The sequence below is a fragment of the Streptomyces lincolnensis genome (genome assembly GCF_001685355.1).
Lineage (GTDB): Bacteria > Actinomycetota > Actinomycetes > Streptomycetales > Streptomycetaceae > Streptomyces > Streptomyces lincolnensis.
Map to the genome: position 1 here is coordinate 8,932,585 of NZ_CP016438.1, position 21,007 is coordinate 8,953,591.

20 protein-coding genes and 2 pseudogenes are annotated in these 21,007 nt (G+C 70.0%); 13 read left to right on the forward strand and 9 right to left on the reverse strand.

The features are described from left to right. Positions 1 to 209: 209 nt before the first annotated feature. On the reverse strand, positions 210 to 1,664 hold the full coding sequence (locus SLINC_RS39405; RefSeq protein ID WP_067443214.1) for a DUF1996 domain-containing protein: 1,455 nt from the start codon (positions 1,662 to 1,664) through the stop codon (positions 210 to 212). Positions 1,665 to 1,923: 259 nt separating this feature from the next. After that, positions 1,924 to 2,098: pseudogene (locus tag SLINC_RS50650) on the reverse strand (IS630 family transposase); the annotation flags it as partial. Between the two features lie 66 nt (positions 2,099 to 2,164). Between SLINC_RS50650 and SLINC_RS39410 the strand changes: the two are divergent. After that, entirely contained in the window at positions 2,165 to 2,452 is a 288-nt protein-coding gene (locus SLINC_RS39410; RefSeq protein WP_114604676.1) for a hypothetical protein, read from the forward strand. A 45-nt stretch (positions 2,453 to 2,497) separates the two neighbouring features. Here the strand turns inward: SLINC_RS39410 and SLINC_RS39415 are convergent, their stop codons facing one another. Further along, a complete protein-coding gene (locus SLINC_RS39415) occupies positions 2,498 to 3,718 on the reverse strand; it encodes a metallophosphoesterase (protein WP_067443216.1) in 1,221 nt (406 codons plus the stop codon). A 317-nt stretch (positions 3,719 to 4,035) separates the two neighbouring features. Here SLINC_RS39415 and SLINC_RS39420 point away from each other — a divergent pair, with 317 nt between their 5' ends. From SLINC_RS39420 to SLINC_RS39435, 4 genes are read left to right on the forward strand one after another with little or no spacing between them, the layout of a single operon-like run. Further along, positions 4,036 to 4,974, forward strand: a complete 939-nt coding sequence (locus SLINC_RS39420) for an ABC transporter ATP-binding protein (protein ID WP_067443217.1) — start codon at positions 4,036 to 4,038, stop codon at positions 4,972 to 4,974. Further along, positions 4,971 to 5,813 (forward strand): ABC transporter permease, encoded by an 843-nt coding sequence (locus tag SLINC_RS39425; protein ID WP_067443218.1) that lies wholly within the window; start codon positions 4,971 to 4,973, stop codon positions 5,811 to 5,813. The genes SLINC_RS39420 and SLINC_RS39425 overlap by 4 nt, the downstream gene beginning before the upstream one ends. 48 nt (positions 5,814 to 5,861) lie before the next feature. Continuing rightward, positions 5,862 to 7,142, forward strand: coding sequence for a sensor histidine kinase (locus SLINC_RS39430; RefSeq protein WP_067443219.1), 1,281 nt, complete (start codon positions 5,862 to 5,864; stop codon positions 7,140 to 7,142). Beyond that, on the forward strand, positions 7,139 to 7,807 hold the full coding sequence (locus SLINC_RS39435; RefSeq protein ID WP_067443220.1) for a response regulator: 669 nt from the start codon (positions 7,139 to 7,141) through the stop codon (positions 7,805 to 7,807). The genes SLINC_RS39430 and SLINC_RS39435 overlap by 4 nt, the downstream gene beginning before the upstream one ends. Positions 7,808 to 7,833: 26 nt before the next feature. Here the strand turns inward: SLINC_RS39435 and SLINC_RS39440 are convergent, their stop codons facing one another. Beyond that, entirely contained in the window at positions 7,834 to 8,502 is a 669-nt protein-coding gene (locus SLINC_RS39440; RefSeq protein ID WP_067443221.1) for a GntR family transcriptional regulator, read from the reverse strand. A gap of 129 nt (positions 8,503 to 8,631) precedes the next feature. On the opposite strand from SLINC_RS39440, the gene SLINC_RS39445 reads away from it, so the two are divergent. Next, entirely contained in the window at positions 8,632 to 9,063 is a 432-nt protein-coding gene (locus SLINC_RS39445; RefSeq protein WP_067443222.1) for a VOC family protein, read from the forward strand. 59 nt (positions 9,064 to 9,122) lie between these two features. Beyond that, positions 9,123 to 9,776: an NAD(P)H-binding protein gene (locus SLINC_RS39450; protein ID WP_067443223.1), complete on the forward strand. Its 654-nt coding sequence runs from the start codon at positions 9,123 to 9,125 to the stop codon at positions 9,774 to 9,776. 165 nt (positions 9,777 to 9,941) lie between these two features. Here SLINC_RS39450 and SLINC_RS39455 read toward each other — a convergent pair whose 3' ends face one another. Both SLINC_RS39455 and SLINC_RS39460 read right to left on the reverse strand, forming a co-directional pair. Further along, complete coding sequence (locus tag SLINC_RS39455; protein ID WP_182449256.1) at positions 9,942 to 10,229, reverse strand: heavy-metal-associated domain-containing protein; 288 nt, start codon at positions 10,227 to 10,229, stop codon at positions 9,942 to 9,944. A gap of 317 nt (positions 10,230 to 10,546) precedes the next feature. Continuing rightward, on the reverse strand, positions 10,547 to 11,416 hold the full coding sequence (locus SLINC_RS39460; protein ID WP_079165228.1) for a DUF5134 domain-containing protein: 870 nt from the start codon (positions 11,414 to 11,416) through the stop codon (positions 10,547 to 10,549). Between the two features lie 380 nt (positions 11,417 to 11,796). Here SLINC_RS39460 and SLINC_RS39465 point away from each other — a divergent pair, with 380 nt between their 5' ends. The 3 genes and pseudogenes from SLINC_RS39465 to SLINC_RS39480 all read left to right on the forward strand — a co-directional run bounded on the left by SLINC_RS39465 (position 11,797) and on the right by SLINC_RS39480 (position 14,124). Continuing rightward, positions 11,797 to 12,006 (forward strand): hypothetical protein, encoded by a 210-nt coding sequence (locus SLINC_RS39465; RefSeq protein WP_225988445.1) that lies wholly within the window; start codon positions 11,797 to 11,799, stop codon positions 12,004 to 12,006. 50 nt (positions 12,007 to 12,056) lie between these two features. Continuing rightward, positions 12,057 to 13,028 (forward strand): annotated as a pseudogene (locus SLINC_RS46670) (multicopper oxidase family protein); the annotation flags it as partial. Positions 13,029 to 13,371: 343 nt separating this feature from the next. Further along, the gene (locus tag SLINC_RS39480) at positions 13,372 to 14,124 is read left to right on the forward strand and encodes an alpha/beta fold hydrolase (RefSeq protein WP_225988446.1); all 753 of its coding nucleotides are present in this window, start codon (positions 13,372 to 13,374) and stop codon (positions 14,122 to 14,124) included. Between the two features lie 446 nt (positions 14,125 to 14,570). Here the strand turns inward: SLINC_RS39480 and SLINC_RS39485 are convergent, their stop codons facing one another. The 3 genes from SLINC_RS39485 to SLINC_RS39495 all read right to left on the reverse strand — a co-directional run bounded on the left by SLINC_RS39485 (position 14,571) and on the right by SLINC_RS39495 (position 17,064). Further along, positions 14,571 to 15,596, reverse strand: a complete 1,026-nt coding sequence (locus tag SLINC_RS39485; RefSeq protein ID WP_067443228.1) for a C40 family peptidase — start codon at positions 15,594 to 15,596, stop codon at positions 14,571 to 14,573. Positions 15,597 to 15,787: 191 nt separating this feature from the next. Continuing rightward, positions 15,788 to 16,699: a M56 family metallopeptidase gene (locus SLINC_RS39490; protein ID WP_067443229.1), complete on the reverse strand. Its 912-nt coding sequence runs from the start codon at positions 16,697 to 16,699 to the stop codon at positions 15,788 to 15,790. Then, a complete protein-coding gene (locus SLINC_RS39495) occupies positions 16,696 to 17,064 on the reverse strand; it encodes a BlaI/MecI/CopY family transcriptional regulator (RefSeq protein WP_067443230.1) in 369 nt (122 codons plus the stop codon). The genes SLINC_RS39490 and SLINC_RS39495 overlap by 4 nt, the downstream gene beginning before the upstream one ends. Before the next feature lie 366 nt (positions 17,065 to 17,430). On the opposite strand from SLINC_RS39495, the gene SLINC_RS39500 reads away from it, so the two are divergent. The 3 genes from SLINC_RS39500 (at position 17,431) to SLINC_RS39515 (ending at position 21,007) form a co-directional block, all read left to right on the forward strand. Beyond that, positions 17,431 to 17,826 (forward strand): hypothetical protein, encoded by a 396-nt coding sequence (locus SLINC_RS39500; RefSeq protein WP_067443231.1) that lies wholly within the window; start codon positions 17,431 to 17,433, stop codon positions 17,824 to 17,826. 776 nt (positions 17,827 to 18,602) lie between these two features. Next, the gene (locus tag SLINC_RS39510; RefSeq protein WP_067443233.1) at positions 18,603 to 19,712 is read left to right on the forward strand and encodes a PLP-dependent cysteine synthase family protein; all 1,110 of its coding nucleotides are present in this window, start codon (positions 18,603 to 18,605) and stop codon (positions 19,710 to 19,712) included. Continuing rightward, positions 19,709 to 21,007, forward strand: coding sequence for an MFS transporter (locus SLINC_RS39515; RefSeq protein ID WP_067443234.1), 1,299 nt, complete (start codon positions 19,709 to 19,711; stop codon positions 21,005 to 21,007). Before SLINC_RS39510 ends, SLINC_RS39515 begins: the two co-directional genes overlap by 4 nt.

A 21,007-nucleotide genomic window follows, 5' to 3' on the forward strand; every position in this document is an offset into this window, starting at 1 on the left:
CTCGCCACGTCGTCGTCGGGAAGGATGTCGGCAACTGAAATGATCTCCGGAAGGCCGGCATGATCACGGCGGCGGAGCCGGCTGTCAGGGCATCGGACTCGTCATCCCGCACCGCCGCACCAAGGGCAAGGGCACGAGGGAAGCCGCACCAGCATTCCGTACGTGGCGGTGGGCGTCGTCAGTACGACGCCCACCGCTCGGTACCGGACTCAGCTGCACTTACGTCCGGTGTTGATGCACTGGACAGCCTTGTTCATCAGCTTCGCGTCGAAGACGTTGATGAAGTCACCGTGGTCGGTGACCGGCTTGTGCTGCTGTTCGGGGAAGCTGTCCAACGAGAAGAACGGACGAGTCTTGCCGTTGTCCTTGATGCTGGGCGCGTCCACGTCGTACACCACACGCTGCACCAACTGCGGAACGGCCTTGAAGCCGGTCGGGCAGTTGCCGGCCGCGTCGGCGAAGGCCACGTGCGTACGGTGGTTGGCGCTGTCGATGTTCCTGCCGTCCCAGCAGCTCTGGAACTTGAAGGTGCGCACCACGTCCCTGCCGGACGGGCAGAGGGGGTACTTGTCCTTCAACTGCACCTTGTTCTCGAAGCCGGTGCAGCTCCAGGAGGCGTTGGCGTTGGCCGTGCCGTTGACGAACGCCTTGGCGTCACCGGTGATGATGCGCAGGAACCGGGGCATCGCCACCACCTTGCCGCGGGGGCTGCCCACGAAGTTCAAGGTGGCCTGCTTGGCCGTCAGAATCCGGCCCGTGTTGCCCTCGGCGCCGCCGCCCTGCTTGTCGGCGTCGAACTCCTTGGTGCCGTCCTGCAGGCGCACCACCGGCCAGTAGTAGGTCGACTTGTCGCCCTTGTTCTGGCAGCTGGTCCCGGCCTTGGCGAAGTCCTGGTCGCTCGAGAAGGCGTCGTTGTCCTGGTTGCCGACGTAATCGTGCACGTGGTGTGCGCCGTTGGTGACGCCGGGCGCGACGATGACGTTGTCGCTGTTGTACAGCTTGTTGGCGTTCACCCCGCACTTGGTGACGAAGACACCCTTCGAAGCCTTGGCCGACCTGGCCGGCGTGCGCACATTGGGCTTCACCTTGGTGATGTCCACGAAGTCGGCGGCGACGGGGCCGTTGCCGGTCGCACCGGCATTGGTGTTGTTGCCCCCCTGGTTGTTGTTGCCGCCCTGACCGGGGTTGGCCTGGTTGCCGGTGGCGCGCAGCGTGCAGGCCGCCAGCGCGTCAAGGCCCTGCGGTTTGGCCGCCACCCGGCCTATGGCGGTGGCGATCCGGTCGATCGTCGCCTTCCGCTTGTCCTTCAGCGGACCCACGATCGCGTTCTGGGCGAAGTTGGGGTCCTGCTGAATCGCCTTCTGGGAGGTGGAAAGGCGCTGGTATGCCTCGGATATCTGCTTGTCGAGGAGTGCCAGTTCCTTGTCGACCTGGGCCTTCGCCTGAGCGGGCACTGATGTCAACTGCTGGCCGACGTCGGGGCAGTCGAGGGTGGAGGCTCCAGCCGCGAATACCTGGTTCTGGGCCGAGCCCTTCGCGCTGGTTTCGTCGGCCGAGGCGTAGATGTTGACCGCCACCAGCCCGCCGGCCCCCACGGCCAGTGCGGCCGCCGCGCCTACCGCCCGGCGGGCAGTCTTCGATCTTTTTCGCGTGTTGCGTCTCATCAGGCCTCTCAAGGACATCTCCGTAGCCGGTAGGACTTCCGGCGTGGGTGAAGTGCGCCCTCAGATACGTATGTGAGCGTCGAATATTCAGCGAATCCCCAGGTTCGTACCTTCCTCCATCCGCAAACAGCGCATGAGCGCCCAATCCGGGCTGAGACGCTTCCAGTAATGGTGGTGACCAGTTCACTGGCTGTCATCGCCACGCCCACGGCCTGAAGTTCACGACGGTCGACGGGCAGCAGGCCGCCCAGGACGGTGGCGCCAGCGTCCAGCACTGGTCACTCCAGCCGCACCCGGCCGGGTCGGCCTCCAACACCGCCGTCAGCGTGCGTAGTGGGGAATCGAGCTTGCAGCGGGCGCTACCGGGCCCCTTGGAGACCAGTGCCTGGCGGGCCGCCCGAGGCCAAGGCCCGGCGCCAGCGGTTCGCCGACATCGTTTTGGGTCCTGGCGCGTATTCCGCGAAGACGATCATGCTTCCGTACGCCGGTGACATGTCACGTTGGGCGACAACTCGGCCTGCGCCAGAGTGACCTTCGCCGCACCCGCAGCGGTACTGACGCAGCTCGGCCGACGCGCCGTCGCCGTACACCTCAAGGACGGGCCAGGGGGCCACGGCGAGCAGCAGACCCCCATCGGCACCGGCGACCTCCAAGTCCCCGCACTTCTTGCTGCCGGCGAGCATCTGGCCTGGCACATCGCCGAGATCGACACCACCGAACTCGACGTCTTCGACCTCCTGGAGTCCAACCGCACCGCCATTCCGGACCTTGGCCGCACGGTCGCCTGACCAGTGGAAGGACAGGGCCCAGCGGATGCGGTGGCCCGCCCGGTGCTACGGCGAGGTGGCCGGATGCGGGGAGCGGAGTACGAGCAGGGTGATCTCGCTGGGGGCGAAGACGCGGAACGGCGGGCCCCAGAAGCCGGTGCCGCGGCTGGTGTAGAGGAGGGTGCGGGTGCCGTGGTGGCTGAGACCGGCGACGGAGGGCTGGTCGAGGCGGACCAGGTGGTGGAAGGGCCAGATCTGGCCGCCGTGGGTGTGGCCGGAGAGTTGGAGGTCGATGCCGGCGGCCGCCGCACGGTCGACGAACTTGGGCTGATGGGCCAGGAGCAGGACGGGGAGGTCGGGGTCGGCGCCGTTCAACGCTCCGGCGAGGTGGGCGCGGTGGCCTGCCAGGCCCGAGGACTCGGCGGTGACGTCGTCCACGCCGGCGACCACGAGGGTGTCGCCTCCGCGTTCGAGCAGCAGATGGCGGTTGCGCAGCGGCTCCCAGCCCAGCTCGTCCATCAGGTCGACCCAGCCCTGGGCCTCGCTGTAGTACTCGTGGTTGCCGGTGACGTAGACCCGGGCCCGGGTGGCTTGCACGGTGCCGAGTGGGGCGGCCTGGGCGCGGCGGCGTTCGGCGGTGCCGTCCGCGATGTCGCCGGTGTGGCAGACCACGTCGGCTTCCAGGGTGTTCACCGTCTCGCACACCCGCGCCGACCAGCGGGCGCGGTCGAGCGGGCCGTAGTGGGTGTCGGTGATGAGGGCGACGCGGAGGCCGTCCAACCCGGCACCCAGCCGGGGGAGTTGTACGTCGAGGCGGCGCACGCGCGGTACGCGGCGAGCTTCGGCGTACCCCCAGGTGAGCAGTACGGCGGATATGCCGAGGACGGCCCACGTGACGATCCGGGCCCGGTCCTGACTCTCGCCGACGCCGGCCACGGTCAGGGCGAGCCGCAGGAAGACGCCGAGCAGAACGGACCAGGTGAACAGAACCCAGGTGGTGCCCAGCAGGGTGTCACCGACGATCGCCGCCCGGTCCTGCTGGCGTCGGCCGTGGCCGCGCATCATCGCGAGCGGCATCCCGACGAGGCCGAGGACGAACAGGGCGGTGCCGACCAGTGTGACGGGCAGTGGCCAGTGCTGGCCGGCGTGCAGGAGCACCCAGCAGGGCACGGCCCACAGCAGGACGGGGGCGATCAGGGGGAGGTAGCGCATCACGCGGTGCAGTCGGCTCTGCCGCGGAGCCGGCGCTTCGCTGTCGGCGGGTCGGGTGTCGCTGGTGTCGGTCACGCTCGCCCTCTCTGACCAGGCTGCCGTCTCACGCACTGTATCCGGTCGTCCCCGGGCCGGCCGGACGGGAGTTCATAGGTGCGGCTCCGCGGGGCGAAGGGTTCTCCGCGGGCGGGCAGAGGAGAGTTCCGACGCGGGGGAGCGGCGCCCTCCGTCTCTCGTGTACCCCTCACGGGAACCTCCCGTGGTACCGCGGTACCACGCTCTTCGTCCGGGTTCGAACCCCGGTACCACCGGATCGGCCTTGCTCCGCGCCTAGCGTTTTCGGCGAGGCCACCAGGCCCTTCTGTGGTCGTAAGCCGGGAGAGGGAACACACATGATCGAGGCACATCAACTGACGAAGAGGTACGGGGAGAAGACGGCCGTCGACCAGCTGGACTTCGTCGTACGGCCGGGCTCTGTGACCGGCTTCCTCGGGCCCAACGGCGCGGGGAAGTCCACGACCATGCGCATGATCGTCGGGCTGGACGCCCCGACGAGCGGGTCCGTGAAGGTCAACGGGCGCCACTACGCCCGGCATCGCGCGCCGCTCCAGGAGGTGGGCGCGCTGCTGGAGGCGAAGTCGATCCACCCGGGCCGTTCGGCGTACCAGCATCTCAATGCGCTCGCGCTGACGCACGGGATTCCGCGCCGGCGGGTGGAGGAGGTCATCGACCTCGCCGGGCTGGGCAGCGTGGCGAAGAAGCGGGCCGGTGCCTTCTCGCTCGGCATGGGCCAGCGGCTCGGCATCGCGGCGGCGCTGCTGGGTGATCCGCAGACGGTGATGCTGGACGAGCCGGTCAACGGGCTGGATCCCGAGGGGGTGTTGTGGATCCGGAATCTTCTGACGGGGCTCGCGGCCGAGGGCCGGACGGTGTTCGTGTCGTCGCATCTGATGAGCGAGATGGCGCTGGTCGCGGACCACCTGATCATCGTGGGGCGCGGCCGGCTGCTGGCGGACACCACCGTGCAGGACCTGGTCCGTGAGGCGGGCGGCAACACCGTGACGGTGGCCGCACAGGATCCGGCCCGGCTGCGCGAGGTCCTGGTGGGGCATGGCGTCGAGATCACCGGTCGGGCCGGCTCCGAGGACCTGCACGTGACCGGCCTGACCGCCCGCGAGATCGGGCTGAAGGCGGCGGAACACGGGATCGCCCTGTTCGAGTTGAGCGCGCGGACGGTGTCGCTGGAGGAGGCGTTCATGGACCTGACGAGGGATGCCGTGGAGTACCACGGTTCCACGACCGGCATCGAGACCCCTGAGAGGGCGGCATGAGCACGCTGACCGCGATACCGGAGACGCCCGAGACGGCCCCCGTTCGGCCTGCCTACCGGGTGACCGGACGGCGCGTACTGCGCGCTGAGTGGGCCAAGCTGTGGTCCCTGCGCTCGACGTGGATCACGCTGGGTCTGGCCCTGGTCTTCCTGGTGGCGGTCGGGGCGATCGCCGCCGTGCAGTACGAGTCCCAGGTCAGCGGCGGTCAACAGCCGGGCGAGGACTTCGTCGGCGCGACCTCCGTGAGTCTGGCCCTGTTCGGTGTGAACTTCGCCAAGATCGCCCTGGGCGTGCTCGGCGTGCTGGTCACGGCCGGTGAGTACTCGACCGGCATGATCCGCTCGACGCTGGCGGCGGTGCCGCGCCGGCTGCCCGTGCTGTGGTCCAAGGCGGCGATGTTCGGGCTGGTCTCCCTGGTGGTGGGCACGGTCGGCGTGTTCGTCGCCTTCCTCTTCACCGGCGCGATCGTGTCCGGCACGCCCGCGGCCGTCGGCATCTCGGACGCGGGTGTCGTACGCAGCCTGCTGGGAGCGGGGCTCTACCTCGGTTTGGTCGGAGTGCTCGGCGCGGCCTTGGGCGCCTTGCTGCGGTCGGTCGCGGGCGGGATCTCGGTCCTGGTCGGCGCGTTGATGATGGTGTCGCTGCTGCTCTCACTGGTGCCCAGCTCCTGGCAGGACAACGTCGGCAAGTACCTGCCCGACGCCGCGGGGGAGTCGATCTTCGCCCTGACGCACGATGCCTCCACGTTGTCCCCGACGGGCGGGTTGCTGGTCTTCGTCGGCTGGACGGCGCTCGCGCTGGCGGGGGCGGCGTACCGGCTTGTGCGCCGGGACGTCTGACGACCCGCACTGACGTCTGACGACCCGCACTATGGACAGGTGACCTCCATGACCACCGACGACCTGAGCGGGACGGGCCTGCTGCTCGCCCGCCTGGGCCGGATCGGCCGGCGGCTGCGGCAGGCGGACCGGGCGCACCCGTGGGCGCTGGATGCCACCGTCGTAGGGCTGGTCTTCCTGATCTTCTGCCTGCCGGACGTGGTGGACGGGGGCGCGGTGGACGGTGACGCCCCGCGCGAGTTCCGCGTCCTGTTCACCGGGCTGCCCGTGGCGGAGATCCTCGCCCTTCAGGCCGGGCTGGTGCTGCCGTTGCTGTGGCGGCGTCGAAAGCCGCTGATGGCGTTCGGTGCCGTCGCGGGCGTGTTCGTCCTCCAGTGGTCGCTCCAGGTCGCGCTGCGCGCGGATGTCGCCCTGTTCATCACCCTGTACAGCCTGGCTCTGCATGGGCGGCTACGGCACCTGCCGTGGGCCTGCGGGGTCGCGGCAGGTGCGATGGGGCTGGTCGCGGTGCGGGTCTCGGCGGCGATGCCGGTCTGGGACGCCTTGTTCTTCCTCCTGGCCACCACGACCGCCGCCGTCGCGCTCGGGCTGATGGTGCGGATCCGCCGGGCCCAGCTCGCCGGGCTGCGGGACCGGGCGGCCCGTCTGGAGATCGAGCGCGACCAGCGCAGCAGGCTGGCGACCGCCACCGAGCGCACAAGGGTGGCCCGCGAGATGCACGACATCGTCGGCCACAACCTGGCCGTCATCATCACCCTCGCCGACGCCGGCGCGTACGCCGCCGACATCGCCCCCGCACGGGGCAAGGAGACCCTGCTGATGATCGGAGACACCGGCCGTCAGGCACTGAGCGAGCTGCGGCGCGTGCTCGGCGTCCTGCGCGAGGAGAGCGACGGTCTCAAGAACGAGCCCGAACTCAGCCCGCAGCCCGGCATCGCGGACATCGACGCCCTGTGCGCCGGCATACGCACCGCCGGACCGGAGGTCGTCTACCGCACCAGCGGGGACATGGACGTACTGGACAGCGGAGTACAGCTGACGGTCTACCGCATCGTGCAGGAAGCTCTCACCAACACCCTCAAGCATGCCGGTGCCGCCACCCGGGTCGACCTTGAGATCGCCGCGCAGGACACGCAGTTGACCCTACGAGTTCGGGACACCGGCTCGTCCGGCCCGACCGGGCCGCCGAACGAGGAAGGACATGGGCTGGTGGGTATGCGCGAGCGAGCAGCTCTCTACCGAGGAACCGTGAGCGCGGGACCCGTGCCGGGCGGCGGATGGAGCGTCGAGGCCACGCTCGACCTCACTCCGCGAGGGAGCGCCGGATGACCACCGTGCTCATCGTGGACGACCAGCAGCTCCAACGCTACGGCTTCCGCCTGCTGTTGGAATCCATCCCCGAGACCGACGTGGTCGGCGAAGCCGCCCACGGAGCCGAGGCGGTGCGCATGACGGCCGACCTGCGCCCCGACGTCGTCCTCATGGACGTACGCATGCCGGGCATGGACGGCATCGAGGCCACCCGGCGCATCATCGCCTCCGGGGGACGCTCCCGCGTCCTCGTCCTGACCACCTTCGACGTCGACGAATACGTCCACGACGCGCTGCGCGCCGGTGCGAGCGGCTTCCTCCTCAAGGACGCACGCCCCGACGAACTCCTCGCGGGTATCCGCGCGGTCGCCCACGGCGATGCCGTCATCGCCCCCGCCCTCACCCGCCGTCTCCTGGACGAGTTCACCCACCAGCTGCGGCACCGCACGGCCGATGCCGCCGAGGATCCGCAGCTCGCCTCGTTGACCGACCGCGAGCGCGAGATCCTCGTCGCCATCGGCAAGGGCTGGACCAACGGGGAGATCGCCGACCGCTTCGTGCTGTCCGAGTCCACCGTCAAGACCCACGTCGGCCGGGTCCTCGCCAAGATCGGCGCCCGCGACCGCATCCAGGCCGTGATCTTCGCCTACGACCTGGGGCTCGCCCGGCCCAGCCCGGGTTGAGCCGGTGGGAGAGCCGGGCCCATGGCTCAGCTCGCGTCGGCGGCGCCGGTGACCACGTCGACGGCGTGGCGGCGATGCGTGGCGAAGAGGCCGAGAGCCGTGTCGGTGTCCCGGGCGCGCAGCGCGGCGACGAGCTCGCGGTGTTCGCGCGGGACGCAGTCGAGATAGCCCTCGGTGCTGCGGCCGATCCGGGTCAGCAGGAACAGGTGGACCTGGCACCGGATGCCGTCCCACGCGTCGGCGAGACGCCGATGTCCCGCGGCCGCGAACACCGCGTCGTGGAAGGCGATGTCCCACCGCACCATCTCGTGCGCGTCCACAGCCCGTTCCATCATGTCGGCCGTCTTCGCCACGGACGCGAGGTCCTCGTCCGAAGCACGCGCGATCACCTCACGGACGGCGAGGTCCTCCAGCGCGCCGCGCAGGCTGTCGAGCTCGGCCACGTCCTCGGTGGACAGCGTCGTCACCGTCGTACCCCGATGCCACGCACAGCGGACCAGACCCTCGCGCTCCAGCACCCGCAGCGCCTCGCGCACCGGCCCGCGGCTGACGTCCATCTCGCCGGACAGTTCCACCTCGCGCAGCTGCTCGCCCGGGGCATAGGCCCCGCTGAAGATGGCTTCGCGGATGCGGTCCGCGACCTCGTCCGCGAGGCCCCGACGCCGAGCCGGGGACACCTTGCTCTGCTCGCTCATGCCCGGTTGGCTCTCCCTCTTCCGTCAATGTCCTCATGTTAACATTTGGTTTGTTGTCGCAATGTCAACATTAGGACAACGGGTGGAGGCCGACTCCGCCACACCGTTCCCCGGCAGGAAGGCAATGCCATGACCGTCCTCGACTCCCCGATCCCGCGGTTCCACCTGGCCATGCCCGTCGACGACCTGCCCGCCGCGCGCCGCTTCTACGGCGGCGTACTGGGCCTGGAGCAGGGCCGCAGCGCGGACACCTGGGTGGACTGGAATCTGCACGGCCACCAGGTGGTCACCCATCTGGCGCCGGAGCGCGCACAGCGCATACACAACCCGGTCGACGGCCATGACGTCCCGGTGCCGCACTTCGGGCTGATCCTGACGATCCCCGAGTTCCACAAGCTCGCTGAGCGGCTGCGCGCGGCGGGCACCGACTTCGTCATCGAGCCCTACGTGCGTTTCGCGGGCGAACAGGGCGAGCAGTGGACGATGTTCCTCCTCGACCCGGCCGGGAACGCACTGGAGTTCAAGGCGTTCGCCGATGACTCCCAGGTGTTCGCCGCCTGAGAGGCGGACAGCACCCTCCCCTCACACCTCACCCCTCACACGAAAGACAGGACGAGATCATGAAGGTGTTCCAGATCGGCGCTGCCGGAGGGGTCGGCCACCGCCTCACCCGGCTTCTCACCGACCGCGGGGACTCGGTGACCGGCATGCACCGAGGGCCCGCTCAGGGCGAGACCGTGCGGGAGGCCGGGGGCACTCCGGTGACCGGTGATCTCATCGCCGACTCGGTCGACGACCTCGCGCAGAGGATGCGCGGCCATGACGCCGTGGTCTTCTCGGCCGGGGCGCACGGCACCGGCATGGACAAGACCACCCTGATCGACGGCAAGGGCCTCCAGAAGGCCGCCGACGCGGCCGTCCTGGCCGGAGCGGCGCGTTTCGTGCTCGTCTCGGTGTTCCCCGACGCGCTGCGCGGCGGCGCGGCCGGTGAGGGCTTCGAGCACTACATCAAGGTCAAGAAGACCGCCGACGTCTACCTGACGCGGACAGACCTCGACTGGCTGATCGTCCGCCCCGGGACCCTCCTGGACACCCCCGGCTCCGGCCGTGTCACCGCCGGGCTCGCCGTCGAATACGGCGACGTGCACCGCGACGACGTCGCCGCCTTCATCGACGCCGCCCTCCACGAGCCCCGCCTGAGCCGCGTGATCGTGGAACTCACCTCCGGCGACACCGCCGTCGCCGAGGCCGTCGCACAGCTCGCGGCCGCCTGAGCGGTGGAAACCAGCAGGGTCCCGCCAGGTCATGCCACCGACGGAGAGCTCGACCTCCTGGGCGGGCGCGGGAGGCCGGGATGTACGGCGTCCGTATCAGCGGAGCGATACGTCCCGGCGCGGGGAGGGATGCGCGTTGCTGGGCCGGGATCCTCGGCGAGGTGGTCAGGCCCGGCCGGCGAGCTCGTAGCCGGCCTCGTCGACGGCGGCGCGGACGGCCTCCTCGTCGAGCGGGGCGGCGGACGTGACGGTCACCTCGCCGGTCTTGGCGACGGCCGTGACCGCGGTGACGCCGTCCAGCGCGGATATCTCCTGCGAGACCGCGCCCTCGCAGTGACCGCAGGTCATGCCGGACACCTTGTAGACGGCGGTGACGCCGACGCCCTGGACGTCGACCGTGGTGTCGGTGCCGCAGGAGCCGGAGCCGCAGCAGGAGTTCGTCTCGGTGGTCATCGCTTCTTCCTCCGAACGTGGGTGCATGGGTCGTCATCCGGGAGAGGTGGTGCCTCAGGCCTCTCGCCAGATGCCAACACTATACCCCCTAGGGGTATTTGGTGGTGGGCCTGTGGTGCCGCTCACATGGGTCTGTCTACGAGGGGTCCGCCTGCTGCTGAGCGCCCGTGCGGGCCACGGGTGCGACCGAGAGCACTCCGAGCCCGTCCGGGCACGTGGGTCACCTGCGCCCAGGGGCTCCGTTCCGGATGCCGCATGCGAAGCACCTGCTCCCCGCCCGGTGCGCGGCCGCCATGCTGCTCAGTCGGACCCGACGGTCACGCGGCCATCATCAGCAGCATCGCGGACATGGTCCCGCCCATGCCGATGTGCGCCGCGAGGGCCGCATCCGGCGCCGCCCCGAGCTTGCGGCGTCGGCCGTGCCCGCGCCGCTCCGTCGTCCTGCTCCTGTCCCACACCGAGACCGTCAAGGACGCCAGGAAGACGAACACCGTGTCCGGCATGGCGAGCAGCCAGCGCCCCAGGCCGAATCCGGAGCCGGCGCTGCGGCCGCCCCTGCCGACTCCCCGTGCCCTCGCCCACGCGGATGCCCCGATGGACAGCAGGAAGTAGACGGCGAGCGCCACGATCACGAACCGCCACACGGAGCCGGACCCCGCAGAGGCAGTGGTACCGGCCGCGCTGTGCGCCGTGCCCTGCATGTCCATCCCGTGCGTGCCACCCGCGCCGTGCATGTCCACGCCGCCCATGTGGTGAGAGTCCGCCGTACTCGCCGTGCTCTCCATCCCCGGCATGTGTGCCATGGAATGTCCGCCGCCCAGCGCGAGGACCGGTCCGGACGACGTGCTCGTCATGGCCAGCGTCATGATCACCATGCCCGCGCTGCCGACGATGAGGTGGACCCAGTGGCGGCCGCGTTTCCACCCGCCCTCGCACGTGTGCCTGACCGCCACCGCCACGCCCCCGAGCCCCAGGACGCCGAACGCCACCGCCCACCACATGCCGAGGCCCGCGTACCAGCCGACCGTCGCGGGCAGCGCCATGGCGGCCATGGACAGGCCCATCAACAGGTCGCCGCCCGCCGCGAATCGGGCCTCACCGCGTGTGGTCACCACCCGGACCGCACTGACGGCGGCCACCAGGGCGGCGACCAGCGCGATGGCCCAACTGAGCGCCGTAACTGCCATGTTCACCATCCCGATCGTCCGAACTGGGCGGGCCTGCGCTGCCGACTCCGCCTCCCCGTGCGGGGTGCCTGGGGAGGCGCGGCGTTCGCTTCAACTGCTAGTGCCCTTAGTACGTCGTGGGGTTGGGGAGCGTTCAGGTGAGCGGCGCGTACTGGCCGAGCGGATTGTCGCCGTCGGCCCGGAAGGTCTCATGCGGTGGGCCGTCGCGGCCCAGGGGGCGGCATCCCTCGAACGAGAGGACGAGTGGAGCTCATGAGAATCGGACAGCTCGCAGCGGCGGCACAGCCGTCCGCTGGGCGTACGGGGTGTTCCTCACCCTGTGAGTCGCGCTGGCCGTACTCGTCCACAGCGCCGACGCCGGTGGCTGCGCCATGCCGGGCATGCAGCACTGCACCACGGCGAGCATCGACTCCGTACAGCTCGTCGCGCCCGGCCGGAGCGCGTTCGACCCGTCGGCGGACCTGCGGCAGGCCGTGGCCGGCCGCGCGCCCGGCGCTACGGTCGGCCGCTCCCCGCCCGACCTGTCCGTCCTGTCTCAACTGCGCATACAGGCAGCGCCGGACGGCGCGCGATGTGCCGTCCCTCCGTGACCACATCGGCAGTTGCGACACAGAGGACACCCAGACGATGAGCAGCGTCAACCGCCGCTCCCGCCGTGATCGACCTGGGCGGCGGCATCATGCCCAAGACCTGGGCCTTCGACGGCCGCACCCCCGGCAGGGAGGTCCGGTTCTCGGTCGGTGACACCCTGGTCGCCGAGCTGTCGAACCAGTTGCCGAACAAGACCACCACGTCGATCCACTGGCATGGCATCGCGCTGCGCAACGACATGGACGGTGTGCCGCCTGCCACCCGGACCGCCGTCCGGGTCGGCTCCACCTTCACCTACCGCTTCATCGCCGACGCCCCGGGCACGTACTTCTTCCACCCGCACGTCGGCGTCCAGCTCGACCGCGGCCTGTACGCCCCGCTGATCGTCGAGGACCCCGAGGAGACCGTCGCGTACGACGACGAGTGGGTCGTCCTCCTCGACGACTGGATCGACGGCGTCACCGGCACCCCCGACGAGGTCTTCGCCGAGCATGCTCATGGGCGCCGAGAGCGACCTGCTCGGCGGTGACGCCGGCGACGTGAAGTACCCCGAGCCCGGCAAGAAGGTACGGCTCCGGATCATCAACGCCAGCGGGGGCACCGCCTACCGCGTCGCCCTCGGCGGCCACAAGCTGACCATCACCCACACCGACGGCTTCCCGGTACAGCAGCAGGAGGTGGACGCCCTGTTGGTGGGCATGGGCGAGCGTTATGACGTCCTCGTCACCCATGGCGACGGAGTCTTCCCGCGCGTTGCCCTTGCGGAGGGCAAGAACGCAGGCGGCCTACAACTGGGCCATCAGGCACGCCGTTCGACATGAAGGACCCCGAGGCGGGCCCGATCCTCATCGAGGAAGGCCAGCGCGTACGGCTCGACTTCTTCAACGATACCGACATGTGGCACCCCGATGCACCTGCATGGCCACACGTACCAACTCGGCGCCCCGGGCCACGCAAGGACTGTCACAACGCGTACCACGGTGAGGCCGGGATGATGGCTAACGTGGCGTACCAGGCCTGACCGTACTCATGCCGGAGGGCGAGGCGTCCCTTCAGCCCTCCGGCATGTGCTCGCCCCCGATGGCGCGCGCTGAGCACGCCGATGCCGAACGACAGCGGCAACGAAGCCGCGATGACGACGACCGCGACAGCGGACCCCGAGCCGGGAGATCAGGCCGCCGGGCTTGCTGTCAACTGACCCGGATACGGGCCCTGTTGCGTCGGGCTGTTCCCGAGTCCGCCCCCGTGAAGTACCCCCACCGGGTATGGTCGGTGGCCTGTTCGGACGACACCGTCCTGGGCTGCGGGGAGACGACATGACGGACATCACCCATCGGGGCAGCGATGGATGCCCCCTGTATGCGGTGAGTATCGGAGCGGGCCCAACGGTGTTCCTGCTGCACGGCGGCGGTCCGGATCACCGCAGCCTCGTGTCCCTGGCGGGTCTGCTGGCCGACCGTTATCGGGTCGTGCTGCCGGACGTACGGGGATACGGCCGGTCGGTCTGTGCTGATCCGGCCCTCCACACGTGGTCCCGATACGCAGACGATGTCGTTGCGCTGATGGATCATCTCGGACTGGCAGGCGCCGCGGTCGGCGGTACCGGGATGGGCGGCACCATCGCACTGCGCGCCGCCGCGGCCCACTCCGAGCGGGTGCAGGCGGCACTGGTGATCAGCCTGGAGGACATCGAGGACGACGCGGGCAAGCAGGCCGAGGCCGAGATGCTGGAGCGGTTCGCCGCCCGCGTGCGATCCAGTGGGCTCGGCGCCGCGTGGAGTGATCTACTGCCCTCCCTGGCCCCCGTCATCGGGAACCTCGTACGCGAGGCCATTCCCCGCGCCGATCCCGCGAGCATCGTGGCCGCCTGCGCCATCGGTCGTGACCGGGCGTTCCGCACCGTTGACGACCTGAAGGCCATCACCGTCCCGACCTTGATAGTGCCGGGCGCCGACGCGCGCCATCCCGGCGAACTCGCCGCGCTCGCCGTCCAGGCCCTGCCCCAGGGCGAACTCGCGCCCGCGGCCCCGTTCGACACGGTGGAGACTGCTGAGGAACTCGGGCACGCACTCGCTCCGGCCCTCAGGGCCTTCCTCGAATCCCGTATCCCGGCCTGAGCAGGCAGTTCCCCCTGCACCCCCGCACCCCCGCACCGCCAAGGTCTGCGCAGCGATACCGCGAAGTTGGTGCCGCCCCATCAGGGGCTGAGTCTTCGCCTGAATGTCCGGCTGTCCGGTTGTCCGGCAACTGCCCTTCGGGCAGCGTCCGTTGGTCCCTCGACCGTCGGCCGTGTCACGACGCGAGCGGCGCGAGTCCGTCGCCGTGAGGACTCACCGCGAGGTCGAAGGCTTCCAACGTCGGCCGGATCGACGCCCAGGCCGTGTACACGGGACAGCGCCGTCGACGACTCCGAGGCGGCGGCTCCCGTATCGGGGGCCCCGCTTCCGCAGGCGGCGAGGGCGGGGGCGAGAGCCGCGAGTGCGGTCCCCTGCGCGGCGAACACGGTGCGGCCGGCCGGGTGTGGAGCCACGACAATTCCCCTGAGTGGTACGGGCGTTGGCGCTCAGGGCCTGCTCGCGGCGAAGAACGGCATGCTGTCGAGGGGGACGATCTCGATGTTCTTTCCGGTGCGCGGCGCGTGGATGGCCTTGCCGTTTCCGACGTACATGCCGTTGTGCTGGTTGTCGTTGTACCAGTAGATGATGTCGCCGGGTTGCAGGTCCGACCTGGCCACCGTGCGGCCGGCGTCGTACATCTGCTTGACGGTGCGGGGGAGCGAGACGCCCGCCGATCGCCAGGCCGCGCCCACAAGTCCTGAGCAGTCGTAGGAGTTGGGGCCGGTCGAACCCCACTCGTAGGGCTTGCCGAGCTGGGCGTACGCGAACTCGACGGCGGTCCTGCTGCGGCCGCCGGCCGGGCCGTTGTAGTCGGCCGGTGCGTCGCTGCTGCCCGAGGCGGCGTCCGCGCGCTCCTGGGCGGCCTCCATCCTGGCGCGCTGTTCGGCGGTGAGGCTGTTGAGGAGCGTGCGGGCCTGTCTGAGCTTGCCCTGGACCTCGTCCTTCTTCTCGCCGGCCTTGGTGCGCGCCTCCGCGAGGGCCTTCAGCCGCTGGGTGGCGGTCGCACGCTCCTGCGTGAGCTCGCGCTGCTTGCGCTCCAGCGCCCGCAGGGCGTCGGCCTGCCGGTCGCTCGTACGGCCGAGCATCTCGGCCTTGTCGAGGTAGTCGTCCGGGTCGCCGGACAGGAAGAGCTGCACGCTCGGGTCGATGGCGCCGCTGCGGTACTGCGCCGCCGCCAACGGGCCTGTCTTGCCGCGCAGTTCGTTGATCTCCTGCTGCTTGCCGGCCAGCCGGTCCTGTGCGCTGTCCACCTCGCCCTGGAGCTTCTTCTCCTCCTCGCGGACCTCGTTGTACTCCTCGGTGGGAGCCTCGGCCTCCTCGTAGAGCTTCTCCACCTGCTTGCGCACCTCGTCCACCGTGGGCTTGGGGGCGGCCTGGCTCTGCGTCGGCAGGAGGCTGACGGCGCCGGCGGCCATGCCGAGGGTGGCTGTCAGGGCACGGCTGGGCGGCTTCGGCCGTCGGTGCGTTCCCATCGTGGAGTGGCTCCTCTGCGCGTCTGTGGACCGAGCGACGGGCTCCGGCCGTCGAGTCGACGCCCCGGTGTGACCAGGCGTCAGCGATCCAAACACTTTTGAACTTAGTAGATTAGTAGTTCGTATCGCAAGCAAGTCCGCAGCACACCGGTCTCGCAAGTAGCGGCACCCCGGTCTCACAGGTGATCGGGTCAGCCGAGAGCGGGCGGGCAGGCGAACAGCAGCGGCAGCAGCGGTACGGCCGCGGCCACGGCGGCGACACTGCCCCGGAGGGCGGGATGCGGCGCCGTGCACGGGCCGAGAACCCGCTTCATCCGGATCAGGACCGTGTGCCCGCCCGCCGCGAGCGCGCCCCTGGGTGCCCGGGCCGCCGCCATCTCGTACATGGCCGTGGCCAGCACCTCGCGGGACTGGCTGCGCAGTGCGCGATCGTCCGCGACCATCTCCAGCAGCAGTGCCGTCTGCTCCCGGGCATGCCGGGCCAGCGGCAGCCACCGGAACACCGAGTGGAACGCCTCCACGGCAGCCAGAACCAAGTGGTGACGCCCCGCGATGTGTGCCTGCTCGTGTTCCAGTACAGCGTCCAGCTGTTCCGGTGTCAGGTGGTCCACGGCGCCGTCACTGATCACGATCCGGGGGCGGCGGCCGGGCAGGCAGTACACCGCGGGTACGGCGTACGGCATGACAGTGGCGCACAGCCGGGCCGAGTGGCGGCCCACGAGGTCCACGGCCTTCCGGTGCCGCTCCCGGGCCCGCCGGGCTCGTACGACGTGGAAGGAGAAGCCGGCGAGCAGGGCGACCGCGATGACGGCGGGCACGCCGAGAGCGAGCCTGTCCGCCGTGTGCGGGTCGGGGTGACCCGCGCCCGTGCCCAGGCCGCAGGAGTGCAGCAGACCCACGAGGCCCGCGTGCAGGTGCTCGGCCGGCATGGCCAGGTTGTACGCGGCGAGCGCGGCTCCGATCGAGAACGACACCGCCAGGGTGTGCCACACCGCCGCCGCAAGGGCGGGAGCCCGGTGCGGCCAGCGGCTGCGCAGCATGACGTGAGGCGCGACGAATCCCACCGCTGCCGTGTAGCCGATGAGGACGGGGGCCGCGTTCACGACTTGGCCTGTCGTCCCACGCTCCGCAGGGCCTTGCGCAGGGCGGCGACCTCTTCCTCGGACATGTTCTCCACGAAGTGGACGAGCGCGGACGAACGGTCCTTACTTTCCCCGAGGCCGTCCTCCATGAGGGCGGCGGCGTACGCCTCGCGGCTGCGGACGGGGGTGTAGAGCCAGGCGCGGCCCTGCTTTCCGCGCAGCAGCCATCCCTTCGTGTACAGGATGTTGGTGACGGTCATCACCGTGGTGTAGGCGACAGGTCGGGTCTCGTTTATGTCGTCGACGACCTCACGCACCGTCGCCGGACGGTTCCACGTCCACAGACGATCCATGATCTCCGCCTCGAGATCCCCCAGCCGCCGCATGCCCCCGACTCCTTTTCGCCGCCGAATACGCAAGGTCATAGTAGGCGGCCATGTCGGTCAGGCTTTCGGGGCGGAGGGGAGATGCCGGACCTGTCCCGTGCGTTCGCGGCCCGCCCGCCTCGCGGATCGCCCGCTGTTCACGGGTCGGGTGAGCTGTTTGCAATCAGTGAAGTGACCCAGCGATTCCCGGCAGTTGGTCCGGTCGGCGGCGGGTCTGCGCGCCCGTGGCTTGTTCACGCAGTGTTCCCGTCGGTCGAAGAGCCGGGGCCTTCTGGATCAGGTTAGGATCACGCCGTGATTACGGCCTGGTCTCCCTCTCGCGTGCAGCGGAGCCGCTCATCAGCGGCTCTGTGGCGCGTGCTGGGAATGGCCCTGCTCCTCTTCGGCCTGCTGTATGCGCATGCGGTCAGCCCCGATGCGACGGTGAGTCACGTCACTTCGGGGAAAGCCGTCCCGGTGTCGGACGTGCTGATCGAGCCAACTGCCGAACCCGAGAGGGTTGCAAGCGTCACGCAAGCCCTGTCGGCGAGCGACTCTTCGGAAGGCCATCACCCTGGCCACGGGGAGCACCTCACCTCAGGGGAATGCGCACTGGGGCAGCCTTCGCAGGGTCCTGGCGTGGGAATGCCCAGCCTTTGGCTGCTGAGTACGGCCACCGACGACAGCATGGCCGTCCCCGTGCACGCCCGTCCCTCCGCCGCACGGGACTTCGCGGTGCCGCTGGCGCACCATGCGGCGGAAACCGCGGTTCTTCGCATCTAGGTCAGCGCTCTCACGAACCGGTCGATACGGCCCGGGAATCGCACCGACTCGGCCCGAAGTCGCAGTCGTGCCCACTCTCCGGTCAGTCGGTTCATCGGCGTCTGACCTCCTGCGTACAGCCCACAGTGCGGCGCGGGGTGGTCGACGGATCTCCACCCCCCCCACTGATCGCTGTCCCGTGCCGTGAGTCTTCCGGCGGGGGCGGCTGCCGCGCGGAGGACTTGTGCCGCTTTGCCCTGCCACCTCTCATGCTCCTGCCACGAAGGCGGGTTCGCTCCCACAGTGCGGATTCGTCCGCACCACGCTCTACGTCCTGCTGTTCTTGGTGCTGGCGTGCACCGGCGATCTGCTCCACGCCTCGGAGCGGTCGCACGGGTCGCACGGGTCACACGGTCGCTCAGCCGCCACCGCGAGCGACGTCCCGTCATCGGCGGCGAGCTTCGAGGAGGACATCCTCGACGGCACTGAATTCCCGCACCACTGCCATACGTCCGGTTCCGGACCTGCCACAGCCACCCCATCTGCTGCCCGCATCCTGCCGCTCGCCCTCACCACCGGGTCGGCGGTGGACCCGACGGACAACCCCGCGTCCGTCCCCTCCAGGGCGTCACAAGTGCCGCCGAGCGGCGGCCGGCCCGCTCTCATCGCCATCTGCCGGTGGCGCATATAGACGCCGCCCCGGCGGTCGGCTCCGTCGACCTGCCGCGCACCGCGCCCTTTGACGGTGCGCGAGATGAACATCCGCACGCGTCCACACCGAATGAGAGCGAACAGAGATGCACTCTCTGACCACGAGTGATTCCATACCCGCCGGCTCCACCCTCCAAGGGCTGGTCGGCAACACCCCCGTACTGCAGGTCGCCCAGCCCTTCACCCCGGCCGACCGAGGCTTCTGGGCCAAGCTGGAGGGATTCAACCCCGGCGGAATCAAGGACCGCCCCGGACTGCACATGGTCGAACGGGCGCGGAGCCGGGGGGACTTGCGACCGGGACGCCCGATCATCGAGTCGACCAGCGGCACCCTCGGCCTCGGCCTCGCCCTGGCCGGGATGGTCTACGGACATCCCGTCACCCTCGTCACCGACCCGGGCCTGGAAGGGTCCATGACCCGCCTGCTCACCGCCTACGGCGCCACCGTCGACATGGTCCGCGCACCGCATCCCACCGGTGGCTGGCAGCAGGCCCGTCGCGACCGCGTCGCCGAACTGCTGGCACAGCAGCCCGGAGCCTGGTGCCCGGACCAGTACAACAACCCCGACAACGTCACCGCCTACACCCCGCTCGCCCTCGAACTCGCCTCGCAGATGGGGCACATCGACATGCTGGTGTGCAGCGTCGGCACCGGCGGGCACTCCGCGGGCATCTCGCGCGTCCTGCGCCAGCTCTACCCCGGGATGCGGCTGGTAGGCGTGGACACCATCGGCTCGACCATCTTCGGCCAGCCCGCCCGGCCCCGCCTCATGCGCGGCCTCGGCTCCAGCATCTACCCGCGCAACGTCGCGTACGACAACTTCAGTGAGGTGCACTGGGTGGCGCCCGCCGAATCCGTCTGGGCCTGCCGACAGCTGGCCACCTCGCACTACGCCACCGGCGGCTGGAGTGTCGGAGCGGTCGCGCTCGTGGCCGGCTGGCTCGCCCGTACGGAACCGCCGAGCACCCGCATCGCGGCGATCTTCCCGGACGGACCCCAGCGATATCTGGAGACCGTCTACGACGACCAGTACTGCGCGGAGCACGGGCTGTTGGAGGCGCCCCCGGCGCCCGAACCGGAGGTCATCGGACGCCCCGACGAAAAGGAGGTCACCCGCTGGACCCGCTGCGCGACGGTCGGCGACCCGCTCTCCGCGCCGGCCGAGACGGCCGGTGCCGAAGGCGGGGCGCTGTGAAGGCGACACTCACGCAGGTCCGCTCCTACGACCGAAGCGTCCAGCTGTTGATGGTGAATCAGTTCACCATCAATCTCGGCTTCTACATGCTGATGCCGTACCTGGCCGCCCATCTTTCGGGCACCCTCGGTCTGGCCGGCTGGGTCGTCGGGCTCGTGCTGGGCGTACGCAACTTCAGCCAGCAGGGCATGTTCCTGGTCGGCGGCACGCTCGCCGACCGGCTCGGCTACAAGCCGATGATCGTGGCTGGATGCGTGTTGCGTACGGTCGGCTTCGCGACGCTCGGCCTGGTCGACTCACTGGCCGCGCTGATCGCCGCCTCTGCGGCGACCGGGCTGGCCGGGGCGCTGTTCAACCCGGCGGTCCGGGCCTATCTCGCCGCGGACGCGGGGGAGCGCAGGGTCGAAGCGTTCGCGCTGTTCAACGTCTTCTACCAGGCGGGGATCCTGCTCGGCCCCCTGGCCGGGATGGTGCTGACCGGGGTGGACTTCCGCATCACCTGCCTGGGGGCCGCCGGAATCTTCGCGCTGCTGTCCGTCGTACAGATCCGTGCGCTGCCCGCCAGGCGGAAGGAGGACGGCGAGGGGCAGCGCGGCGAGGGCCGGGAGTCGGTGCTGGCGCAGTGGCGCGGCATCCTGGCCAACCGGCCGTTCCTGCTCTTCTCCGCGGCCATGATCGGCTCGTACGTCCTGACCTTCCAGGTCTATCTGTCGCTGCCTCTGGAGGTGCGCCGGCTCGGCGGCGACGGCGAGTTCGGTACGGCCGCGGTGGCGATGCTGTTCGCGGTCTCCGGACTGAGCACGATCCTGGGCCAGACCAGGGTGACCGCCTGGTGCAAGGCCCGCTACGAGCCAGGTCAGGCAATCGTCCGGGGCCTGGCGGTCATGGGCCTGGCGTTCGTGCCGCTGCTGCTCGCGACGGCGATGCCCGTACCCGAGCCGGGCGTGGGACTCTGGCTGCTCGCGGCGCTGCCACCGACGCTCGCCGCGCTGCTGTTGGCCGTGGGCACGATGATCGCCTATCCCTTCGAGATGGACACGATCGTCCGCCTGGCCGGTGACCGGCTCGTCGCCACCCACTACGGTCTGTACAACACCATCTGCGGCATCGGCATCACGCTCGGAAACCTACTCACCGGCGCCGCACTTGACGCGGCCCGCACCGCGGGGATGCCGGCACTGCCGTGGATCTCCCTGACCGCGCTCGGTCTGGCCTGCGCCGCCGCGCTGTACGGCTTGCACAGCACCGGCCGTCTGCGGGCTCCTGTCCCCGAACGGCAAACCACCACGGTCTGA

Bases quoted from the DNA above. Each gene is read 5' to 3' on its own strand.
- SLINC_RS39500 (WP_067443231.1), top strand. From the start codon at position 17,431: ATGGCCCTGCTCCTCTTCGGCCTGCTGTATGCGCATGCGGTCAGCCCC.
- SLINC_RS39435 (WP_067443220.1), top strand. From the start codon at position 7,139: ATGACCACCGTGCTCATCGTGGACGACCAGCAGCTCCAACGCTACGGC.
- SLINC_RS39405 (WP_067443214.1), bottom strand. From the start codon at position 1,664: ATGAGACGCAACACGCGAAAAAGATCGAAGACTGCCCGCCGGGCGGTA.
- SLINC_RS39445 (WP_067443222.1), top strand. From the start codon at position 8,632: ATGACCGTCCTCGACTCCCCGATCCCGCGGTTCCACCTGGCCATGCCC.
- SLINC_RS39460 (WP_079165228.1), bottom strand. From the start codon at position 11,416: ATGGCAGTTACGGCGCTCAGTTGGGCCATCGCGCTGGTCGCCGCCCTG.
- SLINC_RS39420 (WP_067443217.1), top strand. From the start codon at position 4,036: ATGATCGAGGCACATCAACTGACGAAGAGGTACGGGGAGAAGACGGCC.
- SLINC_RS39440 (WP_067443221.1), bottom strand. From the start codon at position 8,502: ATGAGCGAGCAGAGCAAGGTGTCCCCGGCTCGGCGTCGGGGCCTCGCG.
- SLINC_RS39485 (WP_067443228.1), bottom strand. From the start codon at position 15,596: ATGGGAACGCACCGACGGCCGAAGCCGCCCAGCCGTGCCCTGACAGCC.
- SLINC_RS39510 (WP_067443233.1), top strand. From the start codon at position 18,603: ATGCACTCTCTGACCACGAGTGATTCCATACCCGCCGGCTCCACCCTC.
- SLINC_RS39450 (WP_067443223.1), top strand. From the start codon at position 9,123: ATGAAGGTGTTCCAGATCGGCGCTGCCGGAGGGGTCGGCCACCGCCTC.
- SLINC_RS39430 (WP_067443219.1), top strand. From the start codon at position 5,862: ATGACCACCGACGACCTGAGCGGGACGGGCCTGCTGCTCGCCCGCCTG.
- SLINC_RS39495 (WP_067443230.1), bottom strand. From the start codon at position 17,064: ATGCGGCGGCTGGGGGATCTCGAGGCGGAGATCATGGATCGTCTGTGG.
- SLINC_RS39455 (WP_182449256.1), bottom strand. From the start codon at position 10,229: ATGACCACCGAGACGAACTCCTGCTGCGGCTCCGGCTCCTGCGGCACC.
- SLINC_RS39425 (WP_067443218.1), top strand. From the start codon at position 4,971: ATGAGCACGCTGACCGCGATACCGGAGACGCCCGAGACGGCCCCCGTT.
- SLINC_RS39465 (WP_225988445.1), top strand. From the start codon at position 11,797: ATGCAGCACTGCACCACGGCGAGCATCGACTCCGTACAGCTCGTCGCG.